Source organism: Nonlabens tegetincola, assembly GCF_002117085.1.
Classification (GTDB): Bacteria; Bacteroidota; Bacteroidia; order Flavobacteriales; family Flavobacteriaceae; genus Nonlabens; species Nonlabens tegetincola.
Map to the genome: position 1 here is coordinate 306197 of NZ_CP019342.1, position 17198 is coordinate 323394.

The following is a 17198-nucleotide window of genomic DNA, read 5'->3' on the forward strand; positions in this document are numbered from 1 at the left end:
CGTCTAATAATAGTTTACTGGGTTTGTTTGCGCTTGTGCACAAAGAATTGCAAAATTAGTAAATTTTTCAGTAAGATATTCAGTTAAAAGATTTTTTGTAAACTGCTCACTCTCATAATGTCCAATATCGCACAATAGAATATCTTGACCTTGAAAAAAATCGTGGTATTTTAAATCTGCGGTTACGTAAGCATCTGCACCATAGCTTTTTGCGTTTTGAATAGCAAAAGCCCCAGATCCTCCTAACACTGCAACTTTTTTGATAGTACGCTTTCGCGAAAGCGAAGTTCTTATCGCATTATGGTTAAAAGTGGACTTAAGTGTTGATATAAAATCTTCTATTTCTAACTCTTCAGGAAATTCTCCTACACAACCCATCCCAATTTTTTGGTATGAATTTTCCAATGTTACTATTTCATACGCAACTTCCTCATAGGGATGAGATTCTTTGAGTGTTTTGAGGATTTTTGATTCGAGATGAGGTAAATAGATTATATGTAATTGTTTTTCTTTTTCTGTAGATCGAAATCCTGACACTCCATATTGTGGATTGCTTAATTCATTGCCTTTAAACGTTCCGTCACCATCAACACTGAAACCGCATTCCTTGTAATTACCTATGTGTCCAGCGCCGGATTGGAATAAAGTATTTTGTACTTGATCGAAATGCTCAATAGGTATGTAGGTGGTGAGTTTTTTAATGAGATTATTTTTAGGTGCAAGGGTCTTTAAATTTTGTAAACCTAGTTCTTGTGCCATTCTATAACTCACACCACCGTGTGCAACGTCTAGTGCCGTGTGCGTCGCATAGATTGCAATATCATTTTTGATAGCTTTAATTATAACTCGTTTGACATAATCATCTGGTCTTAAATTTTTAATTCCTTTAAAGATTATAGGGTGAAATGCTACAATTAAATTACAGGATTTGTCAATTGCTTCATCTACCACATTCTCTAAGCAGTCTAAGGTTACTAAAACGCCAGTTATTGGTGTTTCGTAAGATCCCACTAAAAGACCTACATTGTCAAAGTCCTCGGCATAACGTAACGGTGCTAATTTTTCTATGTAATTGGTAATGTCTTTAATAACTGTCATAAACCAGATTTAATCTAATGTAAAATTAGTCTACTTTTGGGTTATGATAAAATGGCGGCTTATTTTATATCCATTTTCTGTCTTGTACGATGGTATTACTAGAGTCCGTAATTGGGCATTTGATAAAGGGTTACTCGTTTCCAAATCGTACGATATTCCAGTTATTGCTGTAGGTAATTTAAGTACTGGCGGAACGGGAAAAACACCCATGGTGGAGTATCTGATTGATTTACTTGCGAATAAACGTGTAGCAGTATTGAGCAGAGGTTATGGACGTAAAACAAGAGGTTTTAAATATGTCGGTACTGATTCACTTCCAAAGGAAGTTGGAGATGAACCTGTTCAAATCAAACAGAAATTTGGAAATTCTATTATAAGTGCTGTATGTGAAAGTAGAGTTGAAGGTATTGATAGAATAATTTCCGAAAATACTGTAGATGTAATTATCCTAGACGACGCTTATCAACATAGATATGTAAAGGCAAGTGACTATATTTTACTTACTAGTTATGACAAGCTTTATAGCGATGATTTTGTATTACCTGCTGGTAATTTAAGAGAATCTCGCAAAGGTGCTAGTAGGGCCACTTGTATTGTAGTTACAAAATGCCCAGTTGATCTAACTGATCAAAATAGACTGGAAATTAAAAAGAAACTACGAGTACTGCCTGAGCAAAAGTTATTTTTCAGCTACATTGATTATCAACAAAATGTAATTAGTGAAGGAGAATTGTTTCCACTTAAATCACTAGACAATCAGACGATCGCCGCAGTAGCTGGAATAGCAAAACCTGCCTTCTTTTTTAAACATTTAGAGGAAAATCTAAATAATGTAGTTACCTATACTTATCAAGACCATTTCGATTATAATCATTCAACGCTTCAAAATTGGAGCGAAGATGTTATTATCACTACAGAAAAGGATTATGTTAAGCTTAAAAAGTTTAAGCAGCTCAATCTTTTTTATCTACCAATAAAAAATAAGTTCTTAGGGAACAAACTTGAATTAAATGATTTGAATATTTGAGAAAGCTCTTTGAATCTTTCCAAAGAATTCATCCATTTTAAAAGGTTTTGGTATAATGTCATCAAAACCTATTTCTATCAATTCATCTTGAGCATTTTCTAGTGTTACAGCAGTAAGGGCAAGTAGTGGAGTTTTAGAGTTGAATTTGCGAATTTCGACAGTCGCTCTTTTTCCATCCATGACTGGCATATGAATGTCCATAAGGATAAGGTCATACTCGTTTGCTCTAGCCATAGCAACAGCTTCTTCACCGTTATTTGCTACATCACATATAAATTCTTTTTGTTCAAGAATTTTCTTAGTAATCATTTGATTGATTTTGTTGTCCTCAACTATGAGAACTTTTTTCCCTTTTAATATTTCAAATTCTGGAGTTTCAGTTTTTAAAATAGGAGCTGTTTTGGCAGGTGTAGGAACTTCATCATGAGATCCGTAAACTGCGATTGGAGTAGGTGTTGGTGCCTTAGTATTATTACTATCTAATTGATCAACAAAAGAATTACTATCTGGATTATTAAAATCTATTGCAAAAGAAAAAACACTTCCTTTACCAACTTCGCTTTCGAGCTTTATTTCACTACCCATAAGAGTAACTAACTTCTTAACAATAGCAAGTCCTAAGCCTGTACCACCGTGTTCACGTGCAGTTTCTATATTTTCTTGGGTGAAATTTTCAAAAATTTGTTCTTGTCTATCCTTGGATATCCCTTTTCCAGTATCCTGAACTTCAAATAAAATCTTACTCTTTTCTTTAGATTTTTTAATTAGTTTAGTTTTTATAGTAATAGTACCGTTACTTGTAAACTTGATACTATTTCCTAAGAGATTAATTAAAATCTGAGAAATCTTTACTGGATCTCCAACTAAGGAACTAGCAATAGCTTCATCATGAATAATCACAATTTTATTGTTTTTATCCTTGACCTGTTTGTCTAGAGTTTTAACTATATCTGCAATTCGTTTTCTTAAATCAAATTTTATTTCTTCTAACTCTACTTTGTTGGCTTCTAGTTTATTAAAGTCAAGAATGTTGTCTATAAGAGATAAAAGATATTCACCTGAGGACTTTAATGTTTCTAAATGTTCTTGTTGATCATCTCTAGGAGATGAACTTAAAAGTAAATGTGTAAGACCCGTAACGGCATACATAGGAGTTCGTAATTCGTGCGTAATGGTAGATAAAAAATCTGCTTTGATTTGTGCAGCATCTTGTGCTTTATTACGCTCATTTATAAGTGCCGATTTTTCATGAGCAAGTCGGCTGTTACGTTTTGCTTTGAGTATATTACGTCTAAACAATGCTAATGAAGTGATTGTTAAAAGAGTAATAAACATACAAAGTATGATGTAGTAGTTCTCCTTGTTTTCTAATTCCTTGTCCTTTTGGGCAATTATTCCTTTTAATGACTCAATTTCACCATTTAAACTAGAAAGTTGTTTAGCATTTTCGCCACCGATAAAACCATTATCTTCAATAGTTTGAACATGCTTTTCTAGATATACTAAGCTATTTTGATAATCTTGTAGATCTCTGTAATGCTGCGCAAACAACTTATAAAGCTTAATTTCGAGAAGAGGAAATTGATTTTCTTTAATGAGTATCTGAGCTAGGCTATAATAAATATTTGCTTCTTCATAATTATTTTTAGAATGTGCAATTTCTCCTAAAGTAAGGTAAGCTTGAGTTTGTTCATATTCCAGACCTTTTTCTTCAAGTCTAGGGATAAGATCGTTAAGTACCGCAGTAGTAACCGTATAATTTTTTTCAAAAAAGTTAAGTTGAGCAGTATATAATTCCGATTTCAAAAATAATCTATGAGTGTCACCTAATTTTTTGGTAATCGAAAAGGTAGATGTAAATAAGGAGTCAGCTTTAGAGAATTCTTTTTTCAAGAATGCTCTTCTACCTTTTAAATACTCCAAATAAATGAAAGCATCCTGCGATAATTCCTCGTCTTTAAATTGCACAAAAGGTAATGTAGGATTTTCTCCTGAAGAGGATTCTAACTCTAGTTCTATGAAATAAAGATCGAGTAAACGATCACCATAGTCATCATTGATTAATGTTCTAGAATCAATGATCAATGATTTAGCTTCATCAAAATCTCGTGAATCAATAAGTCCTTCTACTCGTTCTAGTAGAACTCGAGATGCAGTATTCAACCCTTGATTTGTTTCACTATTGGAAACTTGTCCAAAAGCAAACACGCAACATAATTGTGCGAATAGTAGCGCTATGTTTCGTAAAAGATTAATACTGTATTTTTTAGCCTAACAAATATATCATTCTAATTTCTGAGTATATTAAATAATATACGAATTACCTCATTATAATGCAGTTCGTCGATAAAATACCCTTTAAAGGGTACTGATTTTTGCTGACAAATCTGCAAGGCGATTGGAATATCCTGTCTCATTATCGTACCACCCAATTAGTTTGACCATCTTTCCTATTACTGATGTCATACTGGAATCAAACACGCACGAATAAGGAGATCCTGCGATGTCCTTTGAAACGTAGGGCAGATCTGTGTACTCCATGATCGTATTGTTTATAGCTGCATATTCATAGAAGGCTTTATTCACTTGTTCTATACTTACAACTTCTTCAACATTAATTGTCATATCTGTTAAACTGCCATTGGGAACTGGAACTCTTATGCCACAACCGCCTATAACATTACTCAAGTCTGGAAATACTTTAGTTAATGCTTTAGCAGCACCTGTGGTAGTAGGTATAATAGATTGTGCTGCTGCTCTTGCCCTTCGTAAATCTCGGTGAGGTTGATCATGCAAACTTTGGTCACTAGTATAGCTGTGAACTGTAGAAATGTAAGCATTTTCAATTCCGCACAAGTCCTTTACTACTTTAATTAAGGGAGCAGCATTGTTTGTTGTACAACTAGCATTGGATACAATCAAATCCGAAGTGTCTAGAATTTCTTCATTAACACCTAGCACAATTGTCTTAATATCGTCGTCAATAGGCGGTGCGCTTAAAATAACTTTACTGGCACCTGCATCTAAATGTTTAGAAAGTTGAGATTTATGTTTGAATTTACCAGTTGCTTCAATTACAATATCAACATTTCTCCAATTGAGATCGTTAAGACTGTGTTGAGTGCTATAAGCTATTCTTGACCCATTAATAATTAAATCTTGATTTTCAAAAGAAACCTCAGCATCAGTTATACCATGAATGCTATCATATTTGAACAAATGAGCCATCACCTCAATAGGGGCAATGTCATTTATGGCAACAACTTCAAGATCGTTACGAGACAATGTGGTTCTTAGAAAAGTACGACCTATACGTCCAAAGCCGTTTATAGCAACTCTAACCATAAATAGTAATTATAAAATGTGTTTATGAGCCTTGTAGGAGCTACGCACTAGTGCGCCACTTTCTACATGACGGAAACCCATTTCTAGACCAATGGTCTCATATTTTTTAAATTGCTCTGGCTTTATAAATTCTTTAACCGGTAAGTGCTTTTTACTAGGTTGTAAATACTGACCTATAGTCACGACGTCAACATTATGATCTCTTAAATCACGCATGGTTTGAATTACCTCATCTTCTTGCTCTCCTAGACCTAGCATTATACCAGATTTAGTTCGATTAATTCCTTGCTCTTTTAAGTATTTAAGAACACCCAAACTTTGATCATATTTTGCTTGTATTCTTACCTCACGAGTAAGGCGACGTACGGTTTCCATATTATGTGAAACAACCTCGGGATTAGCCTCGACGATACGGTCTAGGTTTCTTCTATTTCCTTGAAAATCTGGTATAAGAGTTTCTAAAGTTGTTTCTGGATTCATTCTTCTTATGGCAGCTACAGTTTCTTGCCAAATGATAGATCCCATATCTTTAAGGTCGTCACGATCTACACTCGTGATTACAGCATGTTTAATTCCCATGAGCTTGATGGAACGTGCTACTTTCTCAGGTTCTGCCCAATCGACATCATCTGGTCTACCCGTTTTTACTCCACAAAATCCACAAGATCTTGTACAGGTATTACCTAGAATCATGAACGTAGCAGTTCCTTCTGTCCAGCATTCTCCCATGTTTGGACAACTACCACTTGTACAAATTGTATGTAGTTTATACTTATCTACAGTGCCACGCAGTTCTTTATACTTTTGGCCTACAGGTAATTTTACCCTTAACCATTTTGGTTTACCTTTAGTTGGTGGTGCTACTGATTCTTGTACTGTATTCATACTACAAATTTAGTGAATGAGTCGGTAATAAACCTTAAAACTGTCTTAGTTCCACTGTGTCGGTTTCTGGATATTGTTATGCATCCATAATCCTAGTTGTGAAAATATAAGTAGTAGTTCTAAAATTGGATAGATAATGATGATATCGCTTTCGCGAAAGCGAGATAAACTAGACCCAACAACTATCCAAGAGGTAATGTATCTAGTAATAACAATTGCGGTAACAAATTCCCAGGGCGAAAAGGAAAATGCTAATGCCATAGTGATAAAGAATCCAAACTGCGAAAGATAAAAAAGCCCTAATAAGAACTTATGGCTTGATTTATAATATTGAGCTGTGTTGATATGTCTTCGTTTTTGACGCCACCAGGCTGCCCAGTTGTTTTTTGAATCGCTTGTTGTAAATGATTTAGGTGATGTAACTACACTAGTGTTTTTTTTGGTTGCAGCCTCGTTCACAAAAAGGTCATCATCACCACCCATAATCTTCATGTGAGACATAAAGCCGCTAGTGTCGTAGAAAAGCTTACTTGTGTAACCTAAATTACGTCCTACTCCCATATACGGATTACCCCATAAGGCATAACTAAAGTACTGCATTGCGGTTATAGCTGTCTCAAAGCGAACTAATGCATTGAGCAAATTACCTTTTATCTTACTATAACCACCGTAACCCAAAGCAAGTTGCTTATCCATGCCGTAGTGAGCACTCATTTCAGTAATCCAATATTCTGTCGCTGGTTTACAATCAGCATCAATAAATAATAATTTGTCGTGACGTGCTTTCTTTATTCCTAAAGTAAGCGCGTACTTCTTGTTGCCCCAAAAGCTTTCATTGTTGACCACATTAACTAGGTGAACTTTATCGTCTTGCTCCATAAATTGCTCTATGACATCAAGAGAGTCATCTATGGAAGCATCGTTTACAATAATGATCTCATAATCCGGGTGAATTTGATCTAGCAAAAAGGGAATATTCTTCTTAAGATGTTGCGCTGCGTTTTTTGCACATACAATTACGGATACAGGATCATCGCTGGATTGTGCTTGTGTACTATTTTTTTGAAAAATAAATTTACTAAAGAATACATAGTAAATGATATTTATCAAGGCAATAATGCCGAATAGAAATAAAGGCCAGTCAGCAATGCTCATTAATGAAAAATTTAAGCTTGTGCTGTGTCGTTTTTACAATCCTGCTCTTCTGGTAACTTACCACATAGTGAACAGGCTTCTCCATCCTTGTTTAGATAAGGGTTTTGACTTGCACATGTTCCGGCAAATTTACCATCTTTTTTACCCCAAATTTTAATTGCGATACCAGCAACTGCAAGAGCTAATAGACCAAATGATATGAGAAATAATTTCATAGTGCAAAAATACAATTTACAATCTACTTAGATTGAACATTACACTAATTTTATCTTAATGATAAGATAAACAGTTTCAATGGTATTACTGCTTAATTAAGTTTACTTCAGGATGAATTTTTATTCCAAATTTTGAATAAACCTGGTTTTGTATAAATCGAGCTAAATTTATAATGTCAGATCCAGTAGCATTACCATGATTAACCAGTACTAGTGCTTGTTTATCATGAACAGCCGCATCGCCATCCCTGTATCCTTTAAGTCCACATTTATCAATGAGCCATCCTGCAGGTACTTTAACCTGATCATCGTTTACTGGATATGATGGGATGTCATCATTCAATTCTAGTAGTTTATGGTAAGCAGCCTTATCAATAATTGGATTTTTAAAGAAGCTACCACTGTTTCCTAATAGTTTAGGATCGGGTAATTTACTACTTCTAATATTGATTACAGCCTGAGCTATTTGATCAATACTTTCTCCCTTATTTAGTTTATTAAGCTCTTCTTGGATAGCTCCATAGCTTGTTTTTACTTGATACTTTTCAGTAAGGTTTAAGTCAGTAAGCTCTAGCGTGACAGAGGTAATTACGTACTTACCTTTAGCTTCATTTTTAAATATGGAATCTCTGTACCCAAATTTACAATCGTCAAGGAACAATGTTTTCTCCTCTTGGGTCTTTAAATCCAGAACCGTACATGAATAGAAAACATCCTTTAATTCAACTCCATAAGCACCTATGTTTTGGATAGGAGAGGTCCCTATATTACCTGGGATAAGAGCTAGGTTTTCAACGCCCGCATATTGTTTTGAAATGCAATACATCACAAACTCGTGCCAGTTTTCACCAGCCATTGCTTGTAGTCTAACGGTAGTGTTTTCTCTATAGACTTCCTTAATTCCTTTTATTAAAACATGAATTACAGGGGTTTCAATATCCTGGGTAATCAACATATTACTACCGCCGCCAAGTAAAAAAATAGTTTCACGACGGTAGTAAGATAAAGTTTCCTTAAGTTGTTCAATAGAGTTTGTAGGTGAGTACGCTTTCGCGAAAGCGGAAATACCAAAAGTATTAAACTCCTTGAGGGAAAAATTGTGATTTACTTGAATCAAGAATTGTAGGCTTTAAGGGCTTGGTCTAATATATTAACTGCTTTTTTCAACGATTCTTTTTCAAGGACATAGGCAATTCGTATTTGATTTTTACCCATTCCTGGTGTTGAGTAAAAGCCTGCCGCCGGTGCAACCATTATTGTTTCACCATCAACGTCAAAGTTTTCTAGGATCCATTGTGCAAAAACATCGGTATCTTCTACAGGTAATTGAGCTACACAATAGAAAGCTCCGCCAGGGTTTGCTACGGTCACTCCTGGGATTTCTTTGAGTCCGGCGATTAGAATATCTCTACGCTCTATGTATTCATTTATTACTTGATCAAAATAGGTTTGTGGTGTGTCTAATGCAGCTTCGGCAGCTATTTGAGCAAATGTAGGTGGGCTCAATCTGGCTTGTGCAAATTTCATGGCGGTTGCCATTACCTCTTTATTTTTAGAAACCATGCAACCTATACGAGCACCGCACATACTGTAACGTTTTGAAACGGAATCAATCATAATAGCATGATTGTCTAATTCTTTCATGCTTAATACTGAAAAATGCTCGCGACCGTCATAAGCAAATTCTCTATACACCTCATCGGCAACTAGAAATAAATCGTGTTTTATAACAAGATCAGCTAGTTGTTGCATTTCCTCTTTAGTATACAGGTAGCCAGTAGGGTTTCCTGGATTACAAATAAGGATAGCTTTAGTTTTATCGGTAATTAACTTTTCAAATTCACTGATGGCTGGTAAAGCAAAATTGTTCTCTATGCTAGTTTCAATAGGCTTTACAGTTACACCACTAGCAGTTGCAAATCCATTATAGTTGGCATAAAATGGTTCTGGAATAATGACCTCGTCACCATAGTCACAAATACTTCCCATAGTGAATAATAGCGCCTCGCTTCCTCCAGTAGAAACAATAATATTATCGTCTTCCAATCCAAATCCAAGCTTGTTATAATGGGCGATCAATTTATCTCTATAGGATTGATTACCTGCACTGTGGCTGTAAGATAGTACTTCAATATTAGCGCTTTGAACAGCATTAATAGCTTGTTCTGGTGTTTTAATGTCTGGTTGACCTATATTAAGTTGGTAGATATGCTTTCCTTCTTTCTTTGCTTGTTCTGCAAATGGTACCAGTTTTCTCACTGGTGATGAAGGCATTGCTGTACCTTTTTGGGAAATCTGTGGCATCTTTTTCTTTTTTGAGATACAAAAGTAAGGTTTAAGGCTGTTATGTACTAAAACAATTCGATTGCTTATCTTTATAATATATGGTTAAGAAAATTTTGTTTTTTATAGTTTTCATTCAACCCTTGTTGATGATTGCTCAACAAGATTATTTTACTTTTAAAAACGACCAAAAGAAAATTTTTGTTGAATTTGATAATTCTGGTGGATTAATCATAGTTCCCATAGAATTAAATGGCACCAAGCTCAACTTTATGTTAGATACTGGAGCCTCCAACAATATTATTTATAATCTTAATGGTATTGATTCACTTGAAATAAAGAAAGGAAAACAATTTAAACTTAAGGGTTACGGAAATAGGAATGGAGTGAATGCGTATGTAAGTGATAATAATGTTTTAAAATTAGGAGATTATGTTAACGAGCAAGCAAGAATTTTTATACTAGCAGAAGAGCAACTATCCCTTTTCAATTTTATAGGAGTGGAAATTAATGGGGTAATAGGCGCTAGTTTTTTTAAAAATGCGGTGGTTAAAATAGATTACGAAAAAAACTATATAACATTAACTCAGGACATAAAGGATTTAAGAGGTTTAAGACGCTATGATTCAATTCCCATACAACTCTCTAGTGGTAAACCTTATATTAAAAGTGAAATAGTTGAAGCTGATAATTCCTATAATGCCGATGTTTTAATAGATACAGGAAGTAACGACGCTCTATGGATTAATAAACGACCACTGCAATTTAAAATTCCAGAAAAGAATTTTTACGACTTTTTAGGTTTTGGTCTTAATGGGGAAATAAGTGGTTACAGGACTAAGTTAGATCAACTGAATTTCGGGAGCTTTAATTTGCAAAGAATTACTTCGTCATTTCCAGATATTAAAAAATCAAAATTATTGAACTCTAAAAACGTTATGGCTAGTATAGGAGCAGAGGTGCTTAAAAGATTCATATTAATCATGGATTATAATAATAACATGGTTTATTTTAAAACTACTAGAAAATATCGAGACGGTTTCTTTTACAATATGTCAGGTATAACAGCGAAATTGGGAAATCGTGAGGTTTTCTATAGTTACACTAACAAGGCGAAAAATAGTTATGGTAATGAAGTAGAGGCCCAGTTAATTCAATTGGATAAGCCTGAATATAAAATCGTATTAGTACCTGGTATTTACATTAATCATATAAGGGCACATAGCGAAGCAGAAAAGGCAGGCCTGCAAGTAGGAGATCAAATTGTAAAAATAAATGGAAGATCTTTCCCTTATTTAACTTTGAATGAGGTAAATGACTTCTTTTACACTAATCCACATTCAACTATTAGGATTACAATTAAAAGAAATGGTAAACAAAAAAGGTATAAGTTTAAACTTATACCTTTAATAGATTAGTTGATAAGCTAATTATTCAATCACGCGTCCCTTCAGTCGCAAAGCAACTTGTTTTTCTTTGATATTAGTAATTACGGTTAGCGTTTTTACGATAGGCCCAATTTTTTTTGTATCATACTTGACTTTAATTACACCAGTTTCTCCAGGTGCAATTGGCTTTTCGGGCTGTTCCAAAATATCGCATCTGCATGAGGAATAGATTTGATAAATTTTTAGAGGATGTTCGCCTGTGTTTTTAAACTTAAAAGTTCTCACACCATCACTGTCTTTTTTAATCTCACCATAGTCAATTGTAGTAGTTTCAAACTCCACAGTTGTCATAGGGTCTAGGGTAGAAGGTTTTTGAGCAACACCAATTTGGGTAAAGCTTAAAAATGCTACCAGTAGTATAAGATTTTTCATCATTTACTTTTTTAGATTTTAAAGGTAAACTAACTCATTTAAAATAGCAGTTAATGCCAGATATAATTTAAGTTAATAGTACTTTTGTCGAAGAAATTTCAAAAATCAAGCCAAACATGTCCCTTGCAACAAAATATGATTCTCAAAAAGCAGAGCAAAAGTGGTACGACTACTGGATGGAAAACGACTTCTTCAAATCTGTTCCAGATGATAGAGAAAGTTATACCATAGTAATTCCGCCGCCTAATGTTACTGGAGTTCTACATATGGGGCACATGCTTAATAATACAATTCAGGATGTTCTTATTAGAAGAGCTAGGTTAAAAGGATATAATGCCTGCTGGGTTCCAGGAACTGATCATGCTAGTATCGCAACCGAGGCCAAGGTGGTGAAGAAGCTTAAAGAGCAAGGTATTGATAAAAATGACCTTACACGAGAGGAATTCCTTGAACATGCTTGGGATTGGACTCATGAATATGGTGGGATAATCCTTGAACAGCTTAAAAAATTAGGAGCTAGTTGCGATTGGTCGCGCACAAAATTTACCATGGATGACGACATGTCAGCTAGTGTGATAAAAGTATTTGTGGACCTTTTTAATAAGGGTAAAATTTATCGTGGATATCGTATGGTAAATTGGGATCCGCAAGCTAAAACCACCTTAAGTGATGAAGAGGTTATCTATGAAGAAAGAAATGGACATCTCTATCATTTAGCTTATGATCTAAAGGATAGTGATGATAAGGTGATCATTGCTACAACAAGACCCGAAACAATCCTGGGTGATACGGCAATATGTGTTCATCCTGAGGATGAAAGGTATCAAAATTTGATAGGTAAAACAGTTATAGTTCCTATTGTTAATCGAGAAATACCAATAATTGCTGATGAGTATGTAGATATGGAGTTTGGTACAGGATGTTTAAAAATAACTCCTGCACACGATGAAAATGACTATAAGTTAGGGGAAAAACACGATCTAGAAATCATTGATGTTTTCAATGAAGATGGTAGCCTTAATAGTTATGGTTTGCACTATCAAGGTAAGGATAGATTTGAAGTACGCAAGTTGATTGCAAAAGAATTAGAAGAGAAAAATTACCTTGTCAAAAAGGAAAACCATATTCATAAGGTAGGTACTAGTGAACGAACCAAAGCAGTTATAGAACCTAGATTATCTGATCAATGGTTCTTAAAAATGGAAGAACTAGCTCAACCTGCAATAAAGGCTGTAAGAGAAGATATTGTAGAGTTGTTACCAGCTAAGTTTAAGTCTACTTATTTCCACTGGATGGAGAACGTTAGAGATTGGAATATTTCTCGTCAGTTGATGTGGGGACAACGTATTCCTGCTTATTACTATGGAGATGGAAAAGAGGATTTTGTAGTAGCAGAGAGTATAGAGGATGCTCTTACGCTTTCGCGAAAGCGAACTAACAATAACAATCTACAAGAACAGGATTTAAGACAGGATAATGATGTTCTTGATACCTGGTTTTCCAGCTGGCTGTGGCCTATATCCGTCTTTAACGGGATTCTAGAACCTGAAAATAAAGAGATTAACTATTATTATCCTACGCGAGATCTTGTGACAGGTCCAGATATTCTTTTCTTTTGGGTGGCACGTATGATTGTAGCTGGATATGAGTATAAGGATGAGAAACCGTTTGATAAGGTTTATTTAACTGGACTTGTAAGGGATAAGCAACGACGTAAAATGTCTAAGTCATTAGGGAATTCACCTGATGCGCTTAAGTTAATTGAAGAGTTTGGCGCTGATGGTGTAAGAGTAGGACTTTTATTAAGCAGTGCTGCAGGTAATGACCTTATGTTTGATGAAAGCTTATGCCAGCAAGGAAAAGGTTTCGTAAATAAAATGTGGAATGCATTTAGACTAATAAAAGGTTGGGATATTGATACAAAAATAGAACAACCTTCTTATGCTAAACAAGGAATCCAGTGGTTCCAATCTAGGTTTGCGCAAGTATTAGATGAGGTTGAGGATCACTATTCAAAATATAGAATCAGTGATGTTTTAATGAGCTCCTACAAATTAATTTGGGATGATTTTTGTGGATGGCTGTTGGAAATTATTAAACCAGAATACGGTCAACCTATTGATGCTTTAACCTATAAGCAGGTTATAGAGTTGTTTGAAAATAATTTGCGATTAATTCATCCATTTACTCCTTTTATAAGTGAGGAGATCTGGCAAAGTATTACTGAGCGCAAAGTTGAAGATGCATTGTGTATTAACACATGGCCTACCACTGTAGAACCAGATGATAAACTACTTGTGGATTTTGAGATGGTCAAAGACATTATATCTGGTATAAGAACGGTGCGTAAGGAAAAGCAAATTTCATTTAAAAATGAAATCTCTTTAAGTGTTATAAATAATGAAGGTTTATCTGCGGATTATAATGATGTCATCATGAAAATGGGTAATGTTGATTCAATAATGCAGGTAACTGATCAATTATCTGGAGCAGCTAGTTATAGAGTTAAATCAAATGAATACTTCATACCCTTATCAGGGAACATTGATACGGCTGCAGAGTTAGAGAAATTAGAGGCTGAATTAAAGCGTGCGCAGGGATTTTTATTAGGTGTTCAAAAGAAATTGTCTAATGAACGATTCATTGCCGGAGCTCCTGAAAAAGTAGTCGAGCTTGAACGTAAAAAAGAAGCAGATGCTCTTGCAAAAATTGATACGATTAATGCTAGTATTGAAGCTCTAAAATAATGAGTACAGGTAATATATTCTTAATATTACTAGGCAGCCTGATAGTGGTAGTTTTATGTGTGCTGCTAACTATCTGGCTGCTTAAAAAATTATTGAAACGATGAATGTAATCTCTACCATTGCTATAATTTTTATCGCCATTGTAGTTTGTGTAGCTGCGCTGGCAATATATATTCTAAAGAAAAAATAGTAGTTGTATAGTGATTCTTTGGTGATGGATCACTTGTGTTTACCAAGGTTTAGGGTATAGATCTTCAACGATTTTTATATACCTTCTTTTTGCCTCGCTTTTAGAAATATTTTGAACTTGAATTAAAGCATTCATTTTGAAGCCTTGTCGCAAATCATTTAATTCAAAGGATCGATTACTTACATAAGGCTCATCTATAGCTCTTTTGTAGTATGCATAAAGATGTAATTGGGTAGCAAGAGGAACTTCGGACTGTTCCTCAGAACTCGCTTTGTTAAAAGCTGATTCAAAGTAATTATCCAATTCCTTGCCTTTAAGAGAATTGAGCCAATGTGGTAATTCCACCTTTTACTTTTTGATTAAGTGATACTTTAACTTCTGTGTCTATGGGTAGATATACGTCTACTCTAGAGCCAAATTTAATAAAACCGCTATCATCACCTTGAATAGCTTGTTCACCTTCTTTGGCGTAATTAACAATGCGTTTTGCAAGTGCACCTGCTATTTGTCTATACATTACTTGCAATTGATTTTTATGATTGATTACAACAGTTGTGCGTTCGTTTTCTTCACTAGCTTTTGGATGCCATGCCACCAAGTATTTTCCTGGATGGTATTTACTATAGGCAATGGAGCCTCCAATTGGATACCGAGTTACATGAACATTGATAGGAGACATAAAAACGCTTATCATTAAACGTTCTTCCTTAAAATATTCATTCTCCTGTACTTTCTCGATTACAACTACTTTACCATCAACAGGTGATATTATATTGGTTTCGCTTAATGGTGTAGATCTCTTTGGGTTTCTAAAAAATTGCAGAATTAGAATTAAAAAAACAATCGATAATATCCCTACAGCTACTGTAATCCAATGTGGAGGATTGAAATAGGAAACACCTAAATTTAAGGCTCCTGTTATTAAAACAGATATCAGAATAATTTTTGATCCCTCTTTATGAAACATAATTAATAATTAAGAATGTAAGATAAGCAAATGGTGCTGCAAAGATAATACTATCCATGCGGTCAAAGATACCACCATGACCTGGCATGATACTACCACTGTCTTTTATTTGTGCCTGTCTTTTAAATTTAGATTGAATCAAATCACCCAGTGTTCCAAAAAACGCAACTACAAAAGCTATAATTATCCAATGGTATATGGAGTAATCTGTTATTCCTATATTTTGTAAATAAAAGAAAAGACCTACACCTGTAAGCATTGCCATAACTAGCCCACCTACAAATCCTTCTACGGTTTTTTTAGGTGAGATGCGTTGCATTAATTTATGCTTACCAAAGTTTTTACCAAATAAATAGGCAAAACTGTCATTAGACCATATGATTGTAAATAGACCAATTATTAATTCTGGTTTGTAGCTTTCTAAAACATCTGGTATTAATGCTAAGAATAAACTTGATCCAATCAAATATAATAACGCAATAAAGTGTTTTTTTGAATTGAAAAGAGGAATACGATCTGTAAGTATTAAGTCTCTAATAAGGTATAGATTTACTGCTAGTGTTCCAGCTAATAATGCATATATCACATAAAGATAATAATCGTCCAAAGGATCGGGCCACACATTATACCTTACCAGTAAAAGATAAGCGGCAGGAAGTACGGGATATATCAACCATTGCTTTAGCCTTATCATTGGCATAAGCTCTATCAAGCAAAAAAAGGCAAACAAACAAAATAAACCTATAAACACATCTCGTGAATATAGGGCACTTAATACCACTAGGGAAACGTATACAATTCCCGAAATAGAACGTACTAATAATTCTCTCATTATAAATCTTCTAATAATAAAAGATAGAGTCTTTTATTAGGTGCTCCATAAGTTTCAATATCCTTACTCTCTTTGCCATCGCCATCTTTAAAGTTTTTAAGAGTAGTAATGTTAGTAGGGATGTATGTTTTACTACGGTGTTTAATGCCTCTCAAACCTTCACCTATATTTTCTACAATCTGACTAGTGCTTGCTAGGACAACAAAGGTGTTAGGTAATTCAGGTAATTTACATTCCTTAATCTGGTTTGAAGAAAATAATAAAGCTCCTTTGTCACTTATTAGATATTCACAAGTGGTCAAAAAGAAACTACTAGAGCGATTACTTCCCTCAAAATTCAAGTTGAAATTAGGAAATCTTTGTTGTAATTGCTTATCGTGACAAAAAACATCCTTTTCAAAAAAATCATGTTCAACTAAAATATCTTCAAAGTTTGCTTGAATTTCTTCTTCATTTACCGAATAGAGTAATCTTCCTCCTTGTTGGATAAAATGATGAAAAAATTGTTCGTCTAAGGGCAGTTTTTTTTCAGGCATGTATTTAGAGCGCTCATTATCAGTGCTCTTTGATTCATCGCTTTCTGTTGATTTTTTAAAAAACTTGCCGAATATGCCCATTCTATAAGCAAAAGGAT

Annotated in this window: 16 protein-coding genes; 3 read left to right on the forward strand and 13 right to left on the reverse strand. The window is 34.5% G+C overall.

Annotated elements, in window-relative coordinates:
* Positions 1 to 3: 3 nt before the first annotated feature.
* Positions 4 to 1098 carry a Nif3-like dinuclear metal center hexameric protein gene (locus BST91_RS01585; protein ID WP_085774250.1) on the reverse strand — a complete coding sequence of 365 codons (1095 nt, stop codon included), beginning with the start codon at positions 1096 to 1098 and terminating at the stop codon, positions 4 to 6.
* Between the two features lie 43 nt (positions 1099 to 1141).
* Between BST91_RS01585 and lpxK the strand changes: the two genes are divergently transcribed.
* Positions 1142 to 2125, forward strand: a complete 984-nt coding sequence (lpxK, locus tag BST91_RS01590; protein WP_085774251.1) for a tetraacyldisaccharide 4'-kinase — start codon at positions 1142 to 1144, stop codon at positions 2123 to 2125.
* Here lpxK and BST91_RS01595 read toward each other — a convergent pair.
* From BST91_RS01595 to BST91_RS01625, 7 genes are all read right to left on the reverse strand, one after another.
* Entirely contained in the window at positions 2105 to 4333 is a 2229-nt protein-coding gene (locus BST91_RS01595) for a hybrid sensor histidine kinase/response regulator (RefSeq protein WP_085774252.1), read from the reverse strand. The two genes, lpxK and BST91_RS01595, sit on opposite strands and share 21 nt — an antisense overlap.
* Positions 4334 to 4483: 150 nt before the next feature.
* On the reverse strand, positions 4484 to 5470 hold the full coding sequence (gene gap, locus BST91_RS01600; RefSeq protein WP_085774253.1) for a type I glyceraldehyde-3-phosphate dehydrogenase: 987 nt from the start codon (positions 5468 to 5470) through the stop codon (positions 4484 to 4486).
* A 9-nt stretch (positions 5471 to 5479) separates the two neighbouring features.
* Positions 5480 to 6355 carry a lipoyl synthase gene (gene lipA / locus BST91_RS01605; protein WP_042278834.1) on the reverse strand — a complete coding sequence of 292 codons (876 nt, stop codon included), beginning with the start codon at positions 6353 to 6355 and terminating at the stop codon, positions 5480 to 5482.
* Between the two features lie 45 nt (positions 6356 to 6400).
* Positions 6401 to 7510, reverse strand: a complete 1110-nt coding sequence (locus BST91_RS01610) for a glycosyltransferase (protein WP_085774254.1) — start codon at positions 7508 to 7510, stop codon at positions 6401 to 6403.
* 11 nt (positions 7511 to 7521) lie between these two features.
* The gene (locus BST91_RS01615; RefSeq protein WP_042278838.1) at positions 7522 to 7725 is read right to left on the reverse strand and encodes a hypothetical protein; all 204 of its coding nucleotides are present in this window, start codon (positions 7723 to 7725) and stop codon (positions 7522 to 7524) included.
* An 85-nt stretch (positions 7726 to 7810) separates the two neighbouring features.
* Positions 7811 to 8842: a UDP-N-acetylmuramate dehydrogenase gene (murB, locus tag BST91_RS01620; protein WP_085774255.1), complete on the reverse strand. Its 1032-nt coding sequence runs from the start codon at positions 8840 to 8842 to the stop codon at positions 7811 to 7813.
* Complete coding sequence (locus tag BST91_RS01625; protein WP_085774256.1) at positions 8839 to 10029, reverse strand: pyridoxal phosphate-dependent aminotransferase; 1191 nt, start codon at positions 10027 to 10029, stop codon at positions 8839 to 8841. The genes murB and BST91_RS01625 overlap by 4 nt, the downstream gene beginning before the upstream one ends.
* A gap of 80 nt (positions 10030 to 10109) precedes the next feature.
* Here BST91_RS01625 and BST91_RS01630 point away from each other — a divergent pair, with 80 nt between their 5' ends.
* Entirely contained in the window at positions 10110 to 11426 is a 1317-nt protein-coding gene (locus tag BST91_RS01630; RefSeq protein WP_085774257.1) for an aspartyl protease family protein, read from the forward strand.
* 12 nt (positions 11427 to 11438) lie between these two features.
* On the opposite strand, the gene BST91_RS01635 is transcribed toward BST91_RS01630, so the two are convergent.
* Entirely contained in the window at positions 11439 to 11828 is a 390-nt protein-coding gene (locus tag BST91_RS01635) for a DUF1573 domain-containing protein (protein ID WP_042278846.1), read from the reverse strand.
* 116 nt (positions 11829 to 11944) lie between these two features.
* Here BST91_RS01635 and BST91_RS01640 point away from each other — a divergent pair, with 116 nt between their 5' ends.
* On the forward strand, positions 11945 to 14575 hold the full coding sequence (locus BST91_RS01640; protein ID WP_085774258.1) for a valine--tRNA ligase: 2631 nt from the start codon (positions 11945 to 11947) through the stop codon (positions 14573 to 14575).
* A 229-nt stretch (positions 14576 to 14804) separates the two neighbouring features.
* Here BST91_RS01640 and BST91_RS01645 read toward each other — a convergent pair whose 3' ends face one another.
* Genes BST91_RS01645 through BST91_RS01660 form a run of 4 tightly spaced genes read right to left on the reverse strand, consistent with a single transcriptional unit; the run spans position 14805 to position 17181 of the window.
* A complete protein-coding gene (locus tag BST91_RS01645; protein ID WP_085774259.1) occupies positions 14805 to 15110 on the reverse strand; it encodes an acyl-CoA-binding protein in 306 nt (101 codons plus the stop codon).
* Entirely contained in the window at positions 15079 to 15732 is a 654-nt protein-coding gene (locus BST91_RS01650; protein ID WP_042278847.1) for a phosphatidylserine decarboxylase family protein, read from the reverse strand. Before BST91_RS01650 ends, BST91_RS01645 begins: the two co-directional genes overlap by 32 nt.
* Entirely contained in the window at positions 15722 to 16564 is an 843-nt protein-coding gene (locus BST91_RS01655) for a phosphatidate cytidylyltransferase (RefSeq protein ID WP_085774260.1), read from the reverse strand. Before BST91_RS01655 ends, BST91_RS01650 begins: the two co-directional genes overlap by 11 nt.
* Positions 16564 to 17181 (reverse strand): LUD domain-containing protein, encoded by a 618-nt coding sequence (locus BST91_RS01660; protein ID WP_042278850.1) that lies wholly within the window; start codon positions 17179 to 17181, stop codon positions 16564 to 16566. The genes BST91_RS01655 and BST91_RS01660 overlap by 1 nt, the downstream gene beginning before the upstream one ends.
* Between the last annotated feature and the right edge of the window lie 17 nt (positions 17182 to 17198).

Coding starts and splice junctions, on each gene's coding strand:
- BST91_RS01585 (WP_085774250.1), bottom strand. CDS start 1,098: ATGACAGTTATTAAAGACATTACCAATTACATAGAAAAATTAGCACCG.
- lpxK (WP_085774251.1), top strand. CDS start 1,142: ATGATAAAATGGCGGCTTATTTTATATCCATTTTCTGTCTTGTACGAT.
- gap (WP_085774253.1), bottom strand. CDS start 5,470: ATGGTTAGAGTTGCTATAAACGGCTTTGGACGTATAGGTCGTACTTTT.
- lipA (WP_042278834.1), bottom strand. CDS start 6,355: ATGAATACAGTACAAGAATCAGTAGCACCACCAACTAAAGGTAAACCA.
- BST91_RS01610 (WP_085774254.1), bottom strand. CDS start 7,510: ATGAGCATTGCTGACTGGCCTTTATTTCTATTCGGCATTATTGCCTTG.
- BST91_RS01615 (WP_042278838.1), bottom strand. CDS start 7,725: ATGAAATTATTTCTCATATCATTTGGTCTATTAGCTCTTGCAGTTGCT.
- BST91_RS01625 (WP_085774256.1), bottom strand. CDS start 10,029: ATGCCACAGATTTCCCAAAAAGGTACAGCAATGCCTTCATCACCAGTG.
- BST91_RS01630 (WP_085774257.1), top strand. CDS start 10,110: ATGGTTAAGAAAATTTTGTTTTTTATAGTTTTCATTCAACCCTTGTTG.
- BST91_RS01635 (WP_042278846.1), bottom strand. CDS start 11,828: ATGAAAAATCTTATACTACTGGTAGCATTTTTAAGCTTTACCCAAATT.
- BST91_RS01640 (WP_085774258.1), top strand. CDS start 11,945: ATGTCCCTTGCAACAAAATATGATTCTCAAAAAGCAGAGCAAAAGTGG.
- BST91_RS01650 (WP_042278847.1), bottom strand. CDS start 15,732: ATGTTTCATAAAGAGGGATCAAAAATTATTCTGATATCTGTTTTAATA.
- BST91_RS01655 (WP_085774260.1), bottom strand. CDS start 16,564: ATGAGAGAATTATTAGTACGTTCTATTTCGGGAATTGTATACGTTTCC.
- BST91_RS01660 (WP_042278850.1), bottom strand. CDS start 17,181: ATGGGCATATTCGGCAAGTTTTTTAAAAAATCAACAGAAAGCGATGAA.